The organism is Prolixibacter sp. NT017 (assembly GCF_009617875.1).
Lineage (GTDB): Bacteria > Bacteroidota > Bacteroidia > Bacteroidales > Prolixibacteraceae > Prolixibacter.
In genome coordinates this window covers 189,905-208,528 of record NZ_BLAV01000001.1, presented here as the reverse complement: position 1 = coordinate 208,528, position 18,624 = coordinate 189,905, and the positions used below count along the sequence as shown (strand labels likewise).

Here is an 18,624-nt window from a genome sequence, read left to right as displayed (position 1 = left end):
AAGGATTGTAAACTTACGTTTACTAAGGAACATAATTTGAATAACCTTAAAAGATTAAAAAAGAACGCTTTGTTGTTTAACCTAAGAAATAAAAGTAGTTGTTGTGTTGTTTAACCAAAATTCTAAAAACCTAATTTAAAACCCTGTTGTAATATTTTTTACACTGATTGTTTTCGATGATAATTCCTTTCGGAAGAGTGGGAGGAGAATACCTCCCGACTCTGTGATTATTTTTTTAATCAAGTTTCTTGATAATATCCGTCGCTTTCGAGGCATAGTATCCATCACTGGATGCGATTTCCTTGAATACCTTCAGCGCTTTATCCTTCTCTTCCCGTTGCAGGTAACATAGTCCGATATACCACTGAGCCTGTTCTGTAAAGAGGTTATCGTTATGCTTCACAACTTTTCTATAAGATTGGATTGCTTTCGCGTACTCTTTCTCTTCCTGGTAAGCAACGCCTACGTAGAAGTTTGCGGCCGGATTATTTTCGTTCTTCGTCAGTACCTGATGGAACAGTTTCAAAGCCTGATCGTAGTTCGATTCATTAAACAGCTTCAACGCATCGGTCATCAGATTATCTGTTGAATTGTCAGCCGACCGGAAAATTCCCACTTTATACGTTTGATAGTAATCCCGGTAGATTTCCTGGTTGGAATACGACTGATTTCTTACAAAGCTCGCGATTCCGAGAATGAGTACAATAGATGCTGCGACCGTGTACCACAATATTCGTTGTGTTTTGGGCGGTCGAATACCCCGCACCTCTCGATTCTTCTCGTTTTCTTCTGCTTTCCTGATATTCTGCAGCGAAGCACGCAGCTCCATGACATCTTTCTCGCCGACAGCTTCATCCACTTCGCGGAAGAGTTTGACATCTGCTGCCAGATCCGGGTTCATGGCCATCTCGTCCTCGAATGAGGCAACACCTGCTTCATCCATTTCATCAGACAGGAAACTTTCAATTTCCTCGTATTGACGAGCATGTGAACTTTCGTTTTCACTGATAATGTTCAGTGCAGCACGCAGTTCCATAACATCTTCTTCGCCAATCGCTTCGTTGACTTCGTGGAACAGTTGGATATCGTTAGCCAGATCCATGTTACTTTCGGCATCCAGCTCGATGGCTTCCATCTCTTTATCGGATAGATCTCCGGAAACGTATTCTTCAATTTCTTCCACCGTACGGTTATGAGCGGGCATATGTTTGGCTATCGTTTCAATATTAGCCCTCAGCTCCATAATATCTTTTTCCATAACGGCATCCTGAATTTCCTGGAAAAGCAATTCGTCTGCGTCCGAGAAATCGCCGGATTCGCTATCACTAACCGGTTCGGCTTCGTCTTTATAAACTTGATGGACAGTCTCTTTGGAGGCTTTCTTGTGATTCTGTAAATGCAGTTTCTGGAGAGAGTTACTGTAGGAGTTAAGTTCCTCGTCATCCAGATCGAGGTCAGAAATATCTTCGATTTCTTCAGCCAGTCCGAAGTAGGCTTCTGAAATTTCCGGGGAGAAGTTTTCGTCTAAATCGAAGGAGTTAGTTATTTCTTGCAGATTACCTCTCAGTTCCATCACGTCTTTTTCGCTCATCGCCTCTTCGATCTCCTGGCTCAGCTTGAGGATCTCAGCCAGTTCTGGATCATCGACCAGACGCGTCCGGAACGCATTGAGTTGGTCTCCCGTCAATTCACCACCCAGGTACATCTCGACCAACTCATATTTATTTACTTCAGGTATCATCTTCAATCAGTTTTTTATAATTCAAATCCTGCTTGATACTGGTGATCAAGTACTCCTTGCACTTAAACTTGCGCTTTTTGGCGTACTTCTCACTCTTATATCCCATCATTTGTGAGATTTGACGTAACGGTATTTTATCAAAGAATAGCTGCAACAGCTTTTGACAGTCGGATCCGAGCATTTGGAAATGCTTCTGATACAACCGGTACCGTTCGTTCTTGTCAGCTACTTCTACGATGTTATAGTCGTATTCCTCGTCTGATAGGCCGGCGTTATCAATCACCATATCCCTTTCAGCTTTCTTTTTACTAAGTTGCTTAAGCCAGAGGATTTTGCATACCGAGTACAGGTACGTTTCGAAAGAAGCATTGTTTAAAACCAGGTCATTGGCTTTAAGCTTACGGTATATGACGATGATGGCCTCTTGAAAAATATCACTGGCATCTTCATCATTACCACTGTTCTTCTTTACGTAGAAGTTAACCTTGTAGTAAAAGTTCTTGTAAATGTATTGCAGGATTACATTGTCGTTCCTCAGAATTCCATTCAGGAGTTCTTCGTTCGTGTAATTTATCATTTTCACTAGTTAATACGTTTTCAACTCAAAAGGTAACCCGGTAAACTCAATTTTTTTTCATTTTTTTTCGTTTCCCTTTAAAAATAAGTCAAAAGAGACGACAAAAAATAGGAAGATTTAGTTTTCTCACTTCATGCTTACAACAATTTTAGAGAAAAAAATTCAATCTACAAACCGACAAATCAGGGTCAGCTCAAAGTAAAAACGGAACTTTCTCTATTTTTATGTGTCAAAATGAAAATTTTTTATTCTTCATATTTCATATAAAAACATATCTCTGATGCAGAAAACATTAAAACTTCTTGTGACCTTTATGTTTATAGGCGCCACAGCCTTTGCGCAAACCCGGCAATTGACGCTGAAAGATGCCATTATTGGTCGGTACGGGCAATACAATCCGGAACGACTTCACCAACTGACCTGGGTTAAGAATAGTAAGGATACATATTCTTATGTTGAAAAACATAAGTTAATTGGAAAAAATATAAAAGGAAAAGAGGTTGAATATACCTCAACAATCCAAATTAACAATGCTTTAAGGGCTGCTGGTCAGGATACGCTGAAGCGTTTCCCGAAAATCAGCTGGATAAATCCAGATGAAATACTTTTCAGAAATGACAATCATTTCAACCTTTACCAGCTCAACTCCCAACACATTACCAAAACAATTTCCATTAAACCGGAGGGAAAATTCGCCGATTTCAATGCGAAAGCACAAAAGGTGGCGTTTACGGTAGATAATAACCTGTGGGTGGCCGATGAAAACGGGATGACCGCTATAACTGATGACAAGAACCTCGGAATCGTTAATGGCCAGCACGTTCACCGTCGTGAATTCGGTATCACAAAAGGTACCTTCTGGTCTCCCAAAGGCGATTTGCTGGCTTTCTACCGCAAAGATGAAACCATGGTGCGCGATTATCCCATCGTAGATTTTATGACCCGGGAAGCCGAGCTAAAATCGGTGAAATACCCGATGGCCGGAATGAAAAGTCACCACGTAACCCTCGGTATATATGATTGTAAAACACAGAAAACCGTGTTCCTGAAAACCGGCAAACCGCTGGACCACTATCTGACGAACATTGCCTGGGGACCTGCCGAAAAGTATATTTACATTGCTGAATTGAACCGGGACCAGGATGACATGAAGCTGAACCAGTACGATGCGACAACCGGCGATTTCGTGAAAACATTGTATGAAGAAACCAGCAAAACCTATGTTGAACCGCTTCACCCTATCGTTTTCTCAAAAACAAATCCCAACCACTTTTACCGCTGGTCGCGTAAGGATGGTTATTTCCACGTTTACCTCTACGACACCTCAGGAAAGATACTGAAACAAATCACGAAAGGTCCCTGGGAAGTGACCGATATTCTGGGATTTGATCCAGCTGAAAAATACATGTATTTCGTATCCACCAAGGAGAGCCCGATTGACAGAAATATTTACAAAGTTCAAATCAGCAACGGGAAAATAACACGGCTGGATAAAGCAGACGGAACCCATCAGGCCTTGTTAAGCGATGATGGGAAATACCTGCTCGATACGTATCAAAGTAAAAATGTTCCAAGGGTAACCAACCTGATTACCAACAAAGGTAAAGTCGTAAGTAATCTTTTAGCAGCTGCAAATACGCTGAAAGACTTTAAATTTGGGACGAATACCATTTTCACCATCAAAGCAGCTGATGGAAAAACGGACCTTTATTGCCGGATGATCTTACCAGCTGATTTCGATTCAACAAAAAAATACCCTGTCATTTTATATGTATACGGTGGCCCCCATGCGCAGCTCGTCAGAAACACCTGGCACAACAACGCCCGTTTCTGGCAATATTATATGGCACAGAAGGGATACATCGCTTTTACCGTCGACAACAGAGGTTCAGAGAATCGCGGAGCCGCCTTCGAAAACGTCATTCATCGCCATTTGGGAATTAACGAGACTGCGGACCAAATGAAAGGCATCGACTACCTGAAATCACTTCCCTATGTCGACAAAAACAGAATTGGCGTGCATGGCTGGAGCTTTGGCGGGTTCATGACGCTGAACCTGATGTTGCGCCATCCCGAAGTTTTCAAAGTTGGCGTTGCTGGTGGTCCGGTAGTCGACTGGAAAATGTATGAGGTAATGTACGGAGAGCGCTACATGGATACTCCCCAGGAAAATCCTGAAGGATACAAAGAATGCAACATGTTGAACCACGTATCTTCATTGAAAGGGAAGTTAATGTTGATTCACGGAGCAGAAGACCAAACGGTCGTTATGCAACAAAGCATGAAATTTCTGCGGGAGTGTATTAAACAACAGAAACAAGTTGATTTCTTCGTTTATCCTACGTCAGAGCACAATGTCCATGGCATTGACCGCGTCCATTTGATGAGAAAGGTTAGCGATTATTTCCTGCAAAATCTATAACACCAGAAAGCCCCGCTACAAACGGGGCTTTTTTTATCTTTTCATTCTTCTTTTTCTTCTCCGCTCTACCCAAAATCGTTCTCCAATCACCACAAACAAAAGAATGATAATTAATCCAATGAAATAGGGAATTTTGGTACTGAATAGTGGTGTTTGATCGCCAACCAGGACATAGCCCAACCAATAATAAGGATGCGCTTTTAACGGATCGGCATTGGCCAAATGATCGAGTTTCGCCTTGCGCAACGCCTCATCCTTCGAGTACCCCTTCAATAAGTACTTATAGAAGTTAATCATCAGCTTGGCGCTGGAAACGTCCTCTACATTCCAAAGCGTCATCACAATACTGGGACAACCGGCATACAAAAATCCACGTGCCAAACTGACAACGCCCTCTCCTTTTCGCAGCTTCCCTGAGCCCGTATTACAGGCACTCAGGACCGCCAGCCGGGCCTTCAGCTTCATATTGTACACCTCATAAGTATTCAGCCATCCATCATTTATAGTGTCGCTTTCCGGCGAAAATACCAGCTTGGAATACATCGGCAAACTGTCGTTCAAAACCGTATGCATCGCCAGGTGTAGAATATCATAATTACCTGCATCTTTTTTGAAGTTGCTCTCCGTAGCTTTTGAATTATCAAAAACATCTCCTGAAATCAATTTTGTTATTCCTTTTACCTCCTCTTTAGCTCCGGGTAGCGGCGACAAGTTCTCCCTTACCCCATCACGAATGGCATTAATATCCACTGTGGCTCCTTTGGTATAGTCCGGTGCAAAAGCAATTAAATTATGAGGTGCCGTGGCATCGCTTTTAAAATACTGGTACAATAACGTTGCTGAGTATGAATAAGAAATCGGGAAATCCTTGATGAGGTAATGCAATTTACGGAAATCCATATGTGTAGTATCCGGCATGGAACTAATCATACCGTCAAAGGGAAGGTAAGCCAATTTATTATCCGGGATAAAAATCAGCCGGTAGCCCTGCAGTTCAGACGCAAAAGGCTGTACTAAAAGCTTGTACAAACTGTACGCAGAACGAGCATAAGCATTGTAGCTTTTTCGGTTGGTGTTCAATACGTCCGGATTCCTCAAGAAACCAAGAAATGTATTAATGTCTTTGTTGTAATTGTCATTGAGAGCTTGCCGCTTTACCTCACATTTCTGACTGGTAACAAAAAAAGTTATCAACTCTCCCGGCTTCCCGTTCTCAGGCTCATTCACCGCATACTCAATCAAGGCATCGCGGTGTTTCAGGTAATTCTGAAGCTTGTCTACAGTCACCACATCATCTGAATACTTCAGGTTGTAGTAGTTCGGATAATTTTGTTCGAATAAATGAATCAGGTCTGAGTAGTTTTGCTCCAATTCATAAACCTTCGACTGCCAACGCCCCAGCTTGGCGGAGTCAGGCTTATCCTTGTTATTTTCATTGAAAATAAATGCCTTGTAAGCAGCAATCTCACTCTTCAGCGTCTCTTCCTGGTTACGCAAGGAATCCGGAATCCCTCCAAATTTCTGCGCTTTCAGATCTCGTAAAGCTGATAAAAACGTAGCCGATTTTCCCCTCTCCGAAACTTCGAAAGCCTGTTCAAGGTAATGCCTCTCACCCGTCTTCTCATAAAGTTTGGTGGCCACATCCACCGTCTCAAAATAGGTAGACTGTTCATTCTCTGCCAGCGCCAATTTACTATCCTGATTCAAGTACCCATTCCTTAAAAGGTGAATCACCTCAATAGCTTGTTCATATGTACTCAATGAATTCTTGAGATATTTCATTGCTGACTCTTGATCTCCTGAATTCGTCTCTACCTCCGCCAATTGTCGCAATGCATCTGCCTTACGCTTTAAATTTTCAAGCAATTGACTATTACTAAATGAATTCTGAATATCCGGATTTTTCGTCCAGTCTTTTTCATTAAAATCAGGAGAAATTGCAATCAATGATTGTTGGAAATAATCCAGAGATTCTAGGAGTAAATTTCTTCTTTCCACCAAGAATTTACTGAGATCACTTGCTTTTGCTGACTTTCGAATATAAACGACGCCGATATTACCTAATATAGCGGAAAGAGCTTCACTCTTTTCACCGAGCTTCTTTTTAGCCAACAATAGCGATTTATTAAAATATATTAGTGCATTATCATACTGGCCTTCGTTCAAATATGAGGTTCCGATATTGCTTAATATAATTTCCTCATGATAAAAATCCTCACCAAGCTTACTTTTCCCGTATTCATAAGCTGAAAAAAGATTTTTCAGAGCTTCTGGGTACTTCTCCATCTTGGTGTATATATATCCAACAGACTCATAATAACTAAGCAATGAATAGACGTTCTCTCTACCTTTAAGCTCCTTAACAACACTAAAAGCATCATTATACCTCTTCAACTGCGTATAAGCAGTGGTAAGATTCAGTAGTAATGTTATGTAAGCAGGACGATTTAACTGTCCCACCCTTTCAAAAATATTTTTGGAATTTTCCAGATAAGTCAGCGCGGTGTTAAAATCTCCATTTTGAATATAAAGAAATCCAATATTAATGTAAAGAGTAGCCAGATTAGGCAACGCTTCTCTACCTACCTTCAAATATATTTTCTCCGCTATAGAATAATTGTCAATAGCCTCTTTGTCACGTCCAACCTGTTTTAGAATAATTCCAATATTTGAATACACATTGCCCGCCTCTATAGACATTTTGCCATATTGTTCTTCCCTATCGGTAACTGCAAGCTTGAATTGAGATAAAGCTTCTTCAAAATTGAAGTTACGAAATTCTTCTACAGCCATTCCATAATGGTCTTCCTCTTGAATTGGGTCCGCGTTCCCCAACTCAGGAATTGCCAAAAGCATAAAAACCCCTAAAATGAGAATCTTTCCATTCCAATGAAAAAACAGATTATAAAGTCTCATAGACCTTTCAAATAAAGTATCACTCACAAAAATAGTTTTTATTATTGAAATCCGCGCACCCCATACCATCCTGATTTATTAACACTTAAATGTTAACTAAATATTTTTTTGAAAATTTTTCCTGTTTTAGGGGTAACCTTTTTCACTTTCCGGGTATTAACAAATGCAAGGAAACAAATAAGGAACATGTTTAATCATTAAAGGCATTTGTTATGAATTCTCTCAATTTGGAAATTTTGTCTACAGAAGAATTGTCAACCGTGAAAGGCGGTCAGGACGGAACCGTCTTACCTCCAGGTGGTACTGTTCTCCAGTAATTACATCTAGTTATTTTTTGAATCTATAGTTGTTGTTTAACCATTTAAATACCCTGTTATGAAATCTATCTCAACCTTCGAAATTCTCTCTAGCGAAGAATTATCTACCGTGAAAGGCGGGCAGGTAGGAACTGTTTTAAGTCCCGCAGGTACAGTTTTGCAATAAGCCAAAGCACTAAACTGTAATCAAACTGAAAAGATATTAATGGTATTGCCTCAATGGATACATTGAACTGGTGTATTTATCATTTTCAAAGCGTTCTTTAAAGTTCTTGTAATATCCAGGCAATAAAATTCGATATCAGAGTCAGTGATTTTTCAGATTTGGTCATTTAACTTATGTACCTATTCTAGCGTTTTATAAATACCATTCAACTCTCGTTAAATAAGTTTCTGAATAGATTACTACCATGCATTTATTCGAAGAACGTTATGTACTTCGTCATCGAAAAACAAAGTCTCTCAAATTCAAAGTTTGGCTTGAGAGCAGACCTGTAAAGAGCAACTGATAGAGTCGTTGCAAACCCTATCATAAAGCCCCACCCTTGAGAAGCTTATCACAATAAGTTCCATTGATCAAATGGGATTTTTTTATTCTGTAATTTTCTACAAGTTTATTCTATTTCTACAACTACACTTCCAACCTATGGCGTTGTCAATTACAGCCTGGACTGTATTTGGTATATTCTTCCACATCTATGAGGCTTAGTCTGGGAATTAAACCAGACTTTTACCTGCTAGAAAACCAGACATCAACAAGCTAAAAACAAGCCACATATATAAACATTAGACTTTTTTTTGAAATTTTCCTGATTTAGGGGGTAACCTTTTCCGCTTTTCCGGTATTAACAAATGCAAGGAAACAAATAAGGAACATGTTTAACCATTTAAAAGCATTTGTTATGAATTCTCTCAATTTGGAAATTTTGTCTGCAGAAGAACTATCAACCGTAAAAGGCGGACAGTATGGAACCGTATTAGCTCCAGGTGGTACTGTTCTCCAGTAATTACATCTATTTATTTAAATCTATCGTTGTTGTCTAACTGTTTAACTACTCTGTTATGAAATCTATCTCAACCTTCGAAATTCTCTCTAGTGAAGAATTAGCTACCGTAAAAGGTGGAAAAGTAATCGGAACTGTTTTAGCACCAGGCGGCACTGTGTTGCAATAAGCTCAAGCAAAGCAGTTAAACTGTAATTAAGCTGAAAAGATATTAATCGTATTGCCTCGATGGATACATTGAACTAGTGTATTTATCATTTTCAAAGCGTTCTTTACAGTTCTTGTAATATCCTGGCAATAGAATCAATATCTAAACCATTTTGAAGCACTTAGACGAAATTAAATTACAACTTCAGTCTCTTTTTGAAGACTTCTTAGAGCCTTGATAAAGCTGATAGCATCGGTAGCTGCATTCTAAAGCACCGTTATAGAGCGTCATCTTTTCTGCAGGCCGTAAACCAACATTTTTCAAGCCATCTTTCGAGCTGGAAATCATCCAGGCTTCAAAGCCCGAAAAATTATTTTTAAGGCTATCACCTATCATCTGATAGAGTGCACGCAATGAAAATGGCTTCAAGCGTTCTCCGTAAGGCGGATTAGTAACAATCATTCCATTCTCAAAAGGCGGTTGAAGCTGCGCAAAATCCATCGTATCTACTTCGATGTATTTCGACAATCCCGCATTTTTAATATTCGCACGTGCAATCGCCACATTACGGGTAGAAATATCAGAACCTACAATTTGCCCATCAAAATCTTTTTCGTAGTCGGCATTGTAGATTTCCTCGAACAACTCCTCATCGAAATCCAGCCAACGTTCAAAACTAAAAGATTTACGATACATCCCCGGAGGAATTCCCAGAGCAATCATAGCTGCCTCAATCAGCAGTGTTCCTGATCCACACATCGGATCGAGGAAATTCTTTTTCCCATCCCACCCGGATAACAAAATCATTCCGGCACCCAAAACTTCATTAATCGGCGCTTCTGTTTGTGCAACACGGTAACCACGCTTATGAAGCGATTCTCCCGAACTGTCAAGAGATACGATACATTTATTTCCGGTTAAATGAACATTGATCCGGATATCCGGATCTTCAGTATTGACGGAAGGACGCTTGCGGGTCTTTTCTCTAAACTGATCGACAATCGCGTCTTTCACCTTCAGAGAAACATACATGGAGTTGATGAAAAGCTCAGAACTGACTACACTGTCAACGGCGATGGTTTTTCCAAGCTCGATAAATTGGGACCAGTCGATTTCTTTTGCCCCAGCATACAAACCTTCCCGATCGTTCACCTGGAATTCTGCAACGGGTTTTAAAATACGGAGAGCTGTTCTCAGACAGAAGTTGGCTTTGTAAAGAGTTTCTTTTGTGCCTTCGAAGGTAACGGCACGTCTTCCCTCGTTAATATTTTCAGCCCCCAGTATTTCGAGCTCACTGGCCAAAACGCCTTCTAAACCGGCGAACGTTTTGGCAACCATCTGAAACTTTTCCATCAATGCAGTCATTTATCCATTAATTTGCCCGGCAAAGTTAACCGAATCGCGGATAAATCAAACCACAAGCCTAAATTCCGCTCCCATCCACAAATTCAGCTTGTCGGCTTTTTACCTGAACAACCTTGGAGTGAGGAGGCAAACTATTAGTAACCCACACGTTACCACCAATAACTGAATCGTGTCCAATGGTAATTCGGCCGAGAACGGTCGCGTTGGAATAAACCACCACATTGTCTTCCACAACCGGATGACGAGGAATTCCCTTAATCGGATTGCCATTTTCGTCAAGCGGAAAGCTTTTCGCGCCAAGCGTAACACCCTGGTAAAGTTTCACATTTTTACCAATCACACTCGTTGAACCGATGACGACACCTGTTCCGTGGTCAATACTGAAATATTCTCCAATCTCAGCGCGGGGATGAATATCGATCCCGGTTTCAGAGTGAGCCATCTCCGTGATAATACGCGGAATGAGCGGTACTCCCAGTTTCAGCAAATGATGAGCGATGCGGTAATTGGAAATAGCCCGGGTGGCCGGATAACAAAAAATAACTTCTCCGATTCCGTTAGCAGCCGGGTCGCCCAAGTAGGCAGCATTCACATCAGTGGTCATAATCCGCCTGATCTCTGGCAAACCTTCAATGAATTTGGTAGCAATTTGCGAAGCGTCTTTCTCCAACTGTAGCATCTCCGGACGTTCGCTGTCACTACTACATGAGAAACATAACCCGGCAAGAATTTGCTCCGAAATCAGTTCAAATACTTCATCAATCATCACCCCGATATAATACTCAATAGTCCCGAGGTTTAAGTTGATGTCGCCAAAATATCCCGGGAAAATGATCTGTCTGATTTTATCGACCATTTTTGCCAGTTTATCAATCGACGGCATGGGCTCTCCCAAGCGATGTTCGTGACATACCAAATCATACGATTTGGGATCTGACAACTCCCTGATGGCTTTTGTCAAACGGTTGTCTATATCTTTCTGATTAATCTTTCTCATGATGATTACTGAATAATGGGGTGCTTAAATATCGTTCTCCTGTATCGCAAATAATGGTTACAATTCGCTTGTTCTTGTTTTCCGGCCACCTGGCTATTTCGATCGCCGCATAAACATTCGCGCCCGATGAAATTCCACAAAAAATTCCTTCTTCCTTACTTAGTCTTCTGGCTGTTTCGTAAGCGTGGTCATTCGAAACGCAACAGACTTCATCGTAACTCGAGGTATTCAACACTTCCGGAATAAATCCGGGGCCAATACCCTGAATTTTATGTCCTCCCGGCTCCTTCCCTGATAATATGGCCGAATCTTCCGGCTCTACAACCATGGTCCGGATTTTCGGATTCAGTTTTTTCAGTTCCTCGGAAACTCCCGTTATGGTTCCTCCTGTTCCGGCCCCGGCAACAAAGATATCCACCATACCATCGGTATCATTCCATATCTCATAAGCCGTCGTTTTCCGGTGCATTTCCGGATTCGCCGGATTGGTAAACTGCATGGGAATGAAACTATCCGGGATTTCAGCTTGTAATTGTTCGGCCTTGACAATAGAACCCTTCATTCCTTCCTTTCCGGGAGTTAGAATGACTTCCGCTCCGTACGCCTCAATAATCATACGGCGTTCTACCGTTGCTGTTTCAGGCATGACAATCTTCAATGCATAACCTTTCGATGCACAAACCATGGCCAATCCAACACCGGTGTTTCCGCTTGTCGGTTCAATGATGGTTGTATTTTCGTTGATTAAGCCATCCCGCTCAGCTGCCTGAATTAGGGCCAGTCCCAACCGATCCTTTACCGAGCCTCCGGGGTTAAATGACTCCAGTTTCACCAAAACTTCGGCTTCTATGCCCTTTGTCAACTTGTTTAACCGGACCAAAGGAGTTTGGCCAATCAATTCCGTAATGTTTTGTGCAATCTTCATGTGGGTTATTTTCAGCGCCAACGGCGAGGGTTTCGACAACGAAGTACATGTCCGAAAAACGCCATCTGACGATACAGGCAAAACTAAAAGGTAAACAAGTGAGACCTGTTAAGTCAGTCTCAAAAAATGTTACCCCTATTTAAAGTTACCGATATTTTGTATGTGATGCTAACAAAAGTGACCGGTTATGGTTTCATAATTTTTCGTGAATAAACTTCAGGGCATTGTTCAAACGAGCCTTACCGCTACCTGAAACAATTGCATAAGGAAATCCGAAAGACTCTATTTCGCGGCAATACATTTCCATTAGTTCATCGCGCTTTTCCCCACCATTTTCACGAACGGAATCCGGAATCCAAGGCAAATCGGTATCGCAAACCAAAAACAGATCAATCGGGGATTGACTGATGTGCTCCTTTACCCAGTCCGGACATTCACCGTACACCACTTCAAACCAAATTTTCGTAATAATCAACCAGGTATCAAAAAACAGAAATCCATTTTGGGCTTTTGCCTGAAATTCTTTTTCCTGTAAAAGCTGATGTCGGGCAATGGTCTCGACGTCCTTGCGAGTATAAGGACGCCCCAGATTTTCCACATAGCTCCGGGCATACTCCGGAACCCAGGTTGTTTGAAAATGCTCTGCCAATCCCCGGGCCAACTCTGTTTTTCCGGTAGATTCAGGACCTGTTATGACGATATGTTTTATTTTCTCTGCCATAAATTACCGGTTGTTTGCTAAATCTTTTCGCCACTCAATAAAACCAACTACGGCCATGACGGTATAAACGAAGAATAAAACGGTTGTGGCATACAAACCTTTGTAAATATACAATCCCAAAGAAACAGCATCGATAACCACCCAAAGCAACCAATGCTCAATTTTTTTACGGGCCAACATCCAGGTAGCAACAATGCTCAGGGCAGTCGTAAACGAATCCCAGTAAGGAACCGGAGAATCGGTGAAATCGATCAGGATATATGCAATTCCGACATACAACAGCAAGTTGACAATGAACAGTTTTACCCAAAGTACAAATGAGGTCCGGGAAACCTTCAGCTCACCCTGATTGTTGCTATTGCCGTTCCCGTGAAGCCACGCGTACCATCCGTAAATACTAATGATGACGTAGTAAAACTGTAGCCCCATGTCGGCGTAAAACTTAGACACGAAAAAAACATACACGTAGAGCGCCGAAGAGAGCAACCCCAGTGGCCAGGTCCAAATGCTTTGTCGAATAGAAAAATAGAGATAAGCCAGTCCGGAAATAGTTCCGCTAACCTCAACCCGATGCTCCTGTAACCAGGATAAAATTTCAGTCATTGCTGCACATAAAAGAAGTCCGGCTGAAATGGCCGGACTGTTATTATCTTCTCACTCTAACGACTTACCGTCCGAGATATTTATCGTATAATTTGCTGTCAGAAAGCACCTCAACAGCTTTCTTTATGGCTTTATCATCCTCATTCATAATCTGGAAATAAGTGCCATTGTCATACAAATCACGGGCAATTAGCGCCTTGATCTGTTGCTTCAGCAGATTTTCCGAAACTTCCGGGTTTTCTTTCTCCGGCTTAATTCCTTCCTCATCTCCTTTCGCCTCCAGCTTCTGATACATCGCATCGCTTACCAAGTAATCTTTATTAAATGCCTCGAACGTTTTGTAGTGTTTCAGCAGTTCTCCACGATTTTTGTCCATATATCCAACGACGAACGGGAACAATACATTCTTGCGAACCAGCTCGTTGTAATAGCGATAGTTCACAGAGGTATCCATCGGGATGAAAATATCCGGCATAATACCACCTCCGCCGTACACTTTCCGCTTGGTAACCAACGTATGTGTCAGTAGTGAATCGGGCAAATTGATGCTGTCGCGACTAAAGAATTCACCATGCTCGAACCGTTCCAGATAATCGTTCCGGTATTCCTTTATTCCTTTCGAATAAGGTTTCTGAATATTTCTGCCGGAAGGCGTATAATAGTGAGCCGTTGTCAGACGAATCATCGAGCCATCACTTAGCATAAAAGGCTGCTGAACCAATCCTTTTCCAAATGTCCGGCGACCAATTACCACGCCGCGGTCCCAATCCTGAATAGCACCTGTGACAATCTCACTGGCCGAAGCCGAACCTTCGTCAACCAGAATAACCACCTTACCGTTTTCAAAGTCGCCGCTTCCGGTAGCAAAATATTCCCGCTTAGGTGAATGGATTCCTTTTGTATAAACAACCAACCGGTGATTGGGCAGGAACTGGTCGGCCAAATCAATCGCCGCGCGAAGGTAACCTCCTCCGTTACCACGAAGATCGAGTACCAAGCCTTCTACTTTGTTTTTATTTTGAAGCTTATCCATCGCCTCCAGAAACTCGTCAGGCGTGGTAGCTGCAAAACGGTTCAGCTTGACGTAAGCAATATTCTTGTTCAGCATGTAAGCCGCATCGAGACTGTGAATCGGGATTTTATCGCGAACAATGGTAAAATCCAGTAGATTCTTCTCTCCTTTTCGTTTGATCTGAAGATTCACTTTCGTCCCCTTGTCACCACGAAGCATATCGAATACGTTCTGATTCGTCAACCCGATGCCGGCAATATTCTTACCATCGACCGTTACAATGCGGTCACCGGGACGAAGGCCAACTTTTTCCGAAGGCCCTCCGGGAATCGTCGTCAACACCATCAACGTATCCTGGTGAATATTGAATGAAATGCCAATCCCTTCGAAATTTCCCTGCAACGGCTCGTTCATCTCCTCCACCTCTTTTGCAGAAATGTAAACCGAGTGTGGGTCCAAATCGGAAAGCACTTTCCTGATGGCATCTTCGGTGATCGATTTCAGGTTGGTTGTATCAACATAAAATGTCTGAATCAGACGAAGTACCCGCCCAAATTTAATGGCCTGCGACTGCACATCGTTTTCCTGCGCCTGCACCGGAGAAGGAACCAGCAGAGCCGTGAACACAAAAAGTATTAGGGATAATTTCAAATATCTCATAGTCATCAAATTTTCAACGGGCTACAACTTAATCTGACAGCCATCGGTTTTCACAAAAATAACACAATTTCCCCCGAAAATAACCTGATTCTTTCAAACAGGCTTTCCAGTTAACATTAAATAACCTTTTGGCGAGGATATTTCTCACCAACATGCTATTGATTAATAAACTGTTTTCGGGTTAGTAAAGTTTTAATCTTCAATCGAAAAAATCTCCCGGATAAGCGCATCGTATTTTTGATGCAACACCTTGCGCTTCAATTTCAACGTCTGCGAGAGTTCGCCCGTCCCCTGCGACCAGGTATCAGCCACCAGCTTGAAGCGTTTAACCTGCTCGTTGTTTCCCAGTTTTTTATTCGCCTGACGAACCTCTTTCCGCAACAGCGCATCAATTTCGGGATGCTGAATCATCTCCTGCCGATTGGCTAATTCCAGTTTTTTCTCAGCGGCAAACTTTTCCAATGCCTCGAAAGCAGGAACAATAATCGCACTGGCAAATTTCTGGTTTTCGCCAACCACCATCACCTGCTCGATGAAATGCGAGCCTTTCAGGATATTTTCGACGGCTTGCGGAGCCACATATTTACCCGATTTCAGTTTGAAGATCTCCTTCTTACGGTCGGTGATACGCAGGAATTTACCTTCGTCGAGCACACCAATATCGCCGGTATGGAACCAACCATCTTCATCAATCACTTCGCGGGTCATCTCTTCTTCCTTGTAATATCCCATCATCAATCCGGGCCCCTTAGCCAGGATTTCGCCATCTTCCGCTATTTTCGTTTCCGTTCCGTTATCCAGTGCCGGACCAACCGTTCCCAACTTGACACGAGAATCGTCCATCGGGTCGTTCACAAAAATTACCGGCGAAGTTTCAGTCAGACCATAACCTTCGTACACACGCATGTTGGCCATCCAGAAAAACTGGTGCAGGTTGATTTGCAATGCTGAACCGCCCGACACCATATAGTTGATGCGTCCGCCCAAAGCCTCACGCCATTTGGAGTAGATAACCTTATCGAAGAAATTAAATTTTAATTGATCAATCGGATTGAATTTGATGCCGACATAGAATTTTCGGGTGAATTTTATCGCTTCGTCGAAAATCCACTTCTTCACGCCAGTCAAATCCTTACCCACTTCCATCACACGTTCGTGTACTTTCTCCAGCAGACGCGGAACCGTGTTAAAGACATGCGGACGAATTTCTTTGATATCGCGGGCAATCGTTGCCAAACTTTCGGCGTAGTATACCGACAAACCGTTGATTTGGAAATTATAGTTCATCATGCGCTCGTACACATGGCAAAGCGGCAAAAACGAAAGCGCTACATGAGACTGTCCCATGGCACGCGGTCCATGCCCCAACTTGTAAGCTGTCGCCTTGGAGTTACTCATCAGATTTTTGTGTGACAGCATTACTCCTTTGGGCGTTCCGGTTGTTCCGGAAGTATAAATCAATGTCAGTAAATCATTTTCATCGATGCTGCTTTTTATCTCCTCTACCTTTTCTTTCATCTCCGGAAGCAGCTCTTCGCCTTTAGCCACAAATCCATTCCACGAACGGGCATTTTCAACTTCGTTAAAGGAATAGATTCCTTCCAGTGAAGGGGTGGACGACTGCAATTCGCCAAGCTTTGCCTGAATGCTGCGGTCACCCACAAACAGGTACTTCACACCGGCATGGCGGAGAATATATTTTTGTTCGTCAAGGCTGAGCGTTGGATAAACCGGGACATGGACGATTCCAGCCTGCGCTGCTCCCATATCGAGCACGTTCCACTCCGGTCGGTTACCGGAAATCGTAGCAACCTTATCGCCTTTCTCCAACCCCAGGTTAAGCAGTGCACAGGCAACAGCACCCGAGCGACGCACGTAGTCGGCGGCCGACCAGGGCTGCCATTTTCCATTCTCTTTCCGGGCGAAAGCCACTTCCTTCTGGCTGTACTCTCCCCGGTAAAGATCGAGGATATCAAAAAGTCTTGTTAAGTTTTGCATGGTTTTCAAATTTCAACCCCAAAAATAGTTTTTATCAGGCATATATCCTTTCAGGAATATAAAACGAAAAAGTGAGAGGTATTGAGCGTCAAAAGAATGCCAAAATATTTCCATTAACAACTATTCGCACTGGCAAACTATCAGCTACTTGCTTTTTAATCAGACAAAATACAACTGACTAATTCCGCAACGTCGCTTTCAACCGAAGCGGGTTGGTCAACAATTCCAGAGCGTCGGTAATGTGCCGGCAAACCACATCGGCACTCAGCAGTGTTTTTATAGCAGCTCCTTCGGCCTGCAGCAAAACAATCCCCAGTTCGGCACTCGCCAGCATCAGTGCATCGTTCAAACCGTTCCCGATAGCCACCACGTTTTCTTTTCCCAAGCTCGTCACAAATTGCTCCTTCTGCTTATCCTGCTCTTCGGGTTTAATAACTGAAACCTGGCAATTGATACCAGCCAGTTCCTTCTCAACAGTTCCGAACGTATCAGCTGTCAGCACGTAAATTTCGAGTTGGTCACTCAATAGCTTCAACAGCGGTTCGAGGCCCGCTATCAGTTTTCCATCAATCGCCAGGGTGCCATTGTAATCGAGCACCAAATATTTTACCCGCATTTTCCGGTTTCCGGGAATATCAATCGTTATCATAAAAATTTATTTTCATCCAATAAGTATCTTCATCGCGTCATAACAAAGTAGCCCAAAATAACTCCAATGAGAAGGAAGAAAGCCAGGGCAGCCAATGCCGCTCGGAAAGCCAGTTTTCGGGAATAATCTTTTTCGGCAAAGTGCTTTACCAGCTCACCGTACGTTATGAGGTAAGCGATGATACCGGCTACCACGCTAAAGGGAACACCAAATAACAGGAAAAACCGAATAAACTGATTCCATATCATAAGTATTCCGGAAATTTTCAGGTTTCGACGGCTGCTGCCGACTCCACAACCAGGCAACTTGATTCTTCAACAGCTAATCGCCCGATAATGTTGGACGAGATCTGTCATCCAAAGTCTCCTGTTACCTTATTCCGGTTACATGGAATAGATTTGACTTTGTCGTCTCCCGTTTTGATGGCACATTCCACCTTCTCACCGGTGATGATCCTTCTTTCACCGACCCTGATCCCCTTCTCACCGACGATTGTTTTCGTTTCACGAGCTTTTTCCGTTGTTTCGATGACGATGATCGGACCCGACCATCGCCGGTGAGAAGGCGGA

At 42.6% G+C, this 18,624-nt stretch carries 15 protein-coding genes; 3 read left to right on the top strand and 12 right to left on the bottom strand.

Going from position 1 to position 18,624, the window contains the following annotated elements:
• Positions 1 to 235: 235 nt before the first annotated feature.
• Positions 236 to 1,741, bottom strand: a complete 1,506-nt coding sequence (locus GJU87_RS00790; RefSeq protein ID WP_153637778.1) for a tetratricopeptide repeat protein — start codon at positions 1,739 to 1,741, stop codon at positions 236 to 238.
• Positions 1,731 to 2,318, bottom strand: a complete 588-nt coding sequence (locus GJU87_RS00785) for an RNA polymerase sigma factor (protein ID WP_228492079.1) — start codon at positions 2,316 to 2,318, stop codon at positions 1,731 to 1,733. The genes GJU87_RS00790 and GJU87_RS00785 overlap by 11 nt, the downstream gene beginning before the upstream one ends.
• Positions 2,319 to 2,598: 280 nt before the next feature.
• Here GJU87_RS00785 and GJU87_RS00780 point away from each other — a divergent pair, with 280 nt between their 5' ends.
• Positions 2,599 to 4,740, top strand: a complete 2,142-nt coding sequence (locus GJU87_RS00780; protein ID WP_153637776.1) for a S9 family peptidase — start codon at positions 2,599 to 2,601, stop codon at positions 4,738 to 4,740.
• Between the two features lie 33 nt (positions 4,741 to 4,773).
• On the opposite strand, the gene GJU87_RS00775 is transcribed toward GJU87_RS00780, so the two are convergent.
• A complete protein-coding gene (locus GJU87_RS00775) occupies positions 4,774 to 7,683 on the bottom strand; it encodes a CHAT domain-containing tetratricopeptide repeat protein (protein WP_194831406.1) in 2,910 nt (969 codons plus the stop codon).
• A 348-nt stretch (positions 7,684 to 8,031) separates the two neighbouring features.
• On the opposite strand from GJU87_RS00775, the gene GJU87_RS21720 reads away from it, so the two are divergent.
• Positions 8,032 to 8,139, top strand: a complete 108-nt coding sequence (locus GJU87_RS21720; RefSeq protein ID WP_153637774.1) for a lactococcin family bacteriocin — start codon at positions 8,032 to 8,034, stop codon at positions 8,137 to 8,139.
• A 709-nt stretch (positions 8,140 to 8,848) separates the two neighbouring features.
• Positions 8,849 to 8,980 carry a lactococcin family bacteriocin gene (locus GJU87_RS21715; protein WP_153637773.1) on the top strand — a complete coding sequence of 44 codons (132 nt, stop codon included), beginning with the start codon at positions 8,849 to 8,851 and terminating at the stop codon, positions 8,978 to 8,980.
• A 349-nt stretch (positions 8,981 to 9,329) separates the two neighbouring features.
• Here the strand turns inward: GJU87_RS21715 and GJU87_RS00755 are convergent, their stop codons facing one another.
• From GJU87_RS00755 to GJU87_RS00715, 9 genes are all read right to left on the bottom strand, one after another.
• The gene (locus GJU87_RS00755) at positions 9,330 to 10,478 is read right to left on the bottom strand and encodes a class I SAM-dependent RNA methyltransferase (RefSeq protein WP_194831404.1); all 1,149 of its coding nucleotides are present in this window, start codon (positions 10,476 to 10,478) and stop codon (positions 9,330 to 9,332) included.
• A 70-nt stretch (positions 10,479 to 10,548) separates the two neighbouring features.
• Positions 10,549 to 11,487, bottom strand: coding sequence for a serine O-acetyltransferase (locus GJU87_RS00750; RefSeq protein ID WP_153637770.1), 939 nt, complete (start codon positions 11,485 to 11,487; stop codon positions 10,549 to 10,551).
• Entirely contained in the window at positions 11,474 to 12,412 is a 939-nt protein-coding gene (cysK, locus tag GJU87_RS00745) for a cysteine synthase A (RefSeq protein WP_153637769.1), read from the bottom strand. Before cysK ends, GJU87_RS00750 begins: the two co-directional genes overlap by 14 nt.
• Before the next feature lie 193 nt (positions 12,413 to 12,605).
• A complete protein-coding gene (locus GJU87_RS00740) occupies positions 12,606 to 13,133 on the bottom strand; it encodes an AAA family ATPase (RefSeq protein WP_153637768.1) in 528 nt (175 codons plus the stop codon).
• A 3-nt stretch (positions 13,134 to 13,136) separates the two neighbouring features.
• The gene (gene pnuC, locus GJU87_RS00735; RefSeq protein ID WP_153637767.1) at positions 13,137 to 13,736 is read right to left on the bottom strand and encodes a nicotinamide riboside transporter PnuC; all 600 of its coding nucleotides are present in this window, start codon (positions 13,734 to 13,736) and stop codon (positions 13,137 to 13,139) included.
• Positions 13,737 to 13,800: 64 nt separating this feature from the next.
• Positions 13,801 to 15,408, bottom strand: coding sequence for a S41 family peptidase (locus GJU87_RS00730; RefSeq protein WP_194831403.1), 1,608 nt, complete (start codon positions 15,406 to 15,408; stop codon positions 13,801 to 13,803).
• A gap of 192 nt (positions 15,409 to 15,600) precedes the next feature.
• Positions 15,601 to 17,406, bottom strand: coding sequence for a long-chain fatty acid--CoA ligase (locus GJU87_RS00725; protein ID WP_153637765.1), 1,806 nt, complete (start codon positions 17,404 to 17,406; stop codon positions 15,601 to 15,603).
• Between the two features lie 178 nt (positions 17,407 to 17,584).
• Complete coding sequence (locus GJU87_RS00720; protein ID WP_153637764.1) at positions 17,585 to 18,055, bottom strand: HAD family hydrolase; 471 nt, start codon at positions 18,053 to 18,055, stop codon at positions 17,585 to 17,587.
• 29 nt (positions 18,056 to 18,084) lie between these two features.
• Positions 18,085 to 18,303 carry a hypothetical protein gene (locus tag GJU87_RS00715; protein WP_153637763.1) on the bottom strand — a complete coding sequence of 73 codons (219 nt, stop codon included), beginning with the start codon at positions 18,301 to 18,303 and terminating at the stop codon, positions 18,085 to 18,087.
• Between the last annotated feature and the right edge of the window lie 321 nt (positions 18,304 to 18,624).

Excerpts from the sequence above, each read along its gene's own strand:
- GJU87_RS00730 (WP_194831403.1), bottom strand. The coding sequence starts at position 15,408 with ATGAGATATTTGAAATTATCCCTAATACTTTTTGTGTTCACGGCTCTG.
- GJU87_RS00785 (WP_228492079.1), bottom strand. The coding sequence starts at position 2,318 with ATGATAAATTACACGAACGAAGAACTCCTGAATGGAATTCTGAGGAAC.
- GJU87_RS00780 (WP_153637776.1), top strand. The coding sequence starts at position 2,599 with ATGCAGAAAACATTAAAACTTCTTGTGACCTTTATGTTTATAGGCGCC.
- GJU87_RS00720 (WP_153637764.1), bottom strand. The coding sequence starts at position 18,055 with ATGATAACGATTGATATTCCCGGAAACCGGAAAATGCGGGTAAAATAT.
- GJU87_RS00750 (WP_153637770.1), bottom strand. The coding sequence starts at position 11,487 with ATGAGAAAGATTAATCAGAAAGATATAGACAACCGTTTGACAAAAGCC.
- GJU87_RS00755 (WP_194831404.1), bottom strand. The coding sequence starts at position 10,478 with ATGGAAAAGTTTCAGATGGTTGCCAAAACGTTCGCCGGTTTAGAAGGC.
- GJU87_RS00715 (WP_153637763.1), bottom strand. The coding sequence starts at position 18,303 with ATGATATGGAATCAGTTTATTCGGTTTTTCCTGTTATTTGGTGTTCCC.
- GJU87_RS00740 (WP_153637768.1), bottom strand. The coding sequence starts at position 13,133 with ATGGCAGAGAAAATAAAACATATCGTCATAACAGGTCCTGAATCTACC.
- GJU87_RS21720 (WP_153637774.1), top strand. The coding sequence starts at position 8,032 with ATGAAATCTATCTCAACCTTCGAAATTCTCTCTAGCGAAGAATTATCT.
- GJU87_RS00725 (WP_153637765.1), bottom strand. The coding sequence starts at position 17,406 with ATGCAAAACTTAACAAGACTTTTTGATATCCTCGATCTTTACCGGGGA.
- GJU87_RS00790 (WP_153637778.1), bottom strand. The coding sequence starts at position 1,741 with ATGATACCTGAAGTAAATAAATATGAGTTGGTCGAGATGTACCTGGGT.
- GJU87_RS21715 (WP_153637773.1), top strand. The coding sequence starts at position 8,849 with ATGTTTAACCATTTAAAAGCATTTGTTATGAATTCTCTCAATTTGGAA.
- cysK (WP_153637769.1), bottom strand. The coding sequence starts at position 12,412 with ATGAAGATTGCACAAAACATTACGGAATTGATTGGCCAAACTCCTTTG.
- pnuC (WP_153637767.1), bottom strand. The coding sequence starts at position 13,736 with ATGACTGAAATTTTATCCTGGTTACAGGAGCATCGGGTTGAGGTTAGC.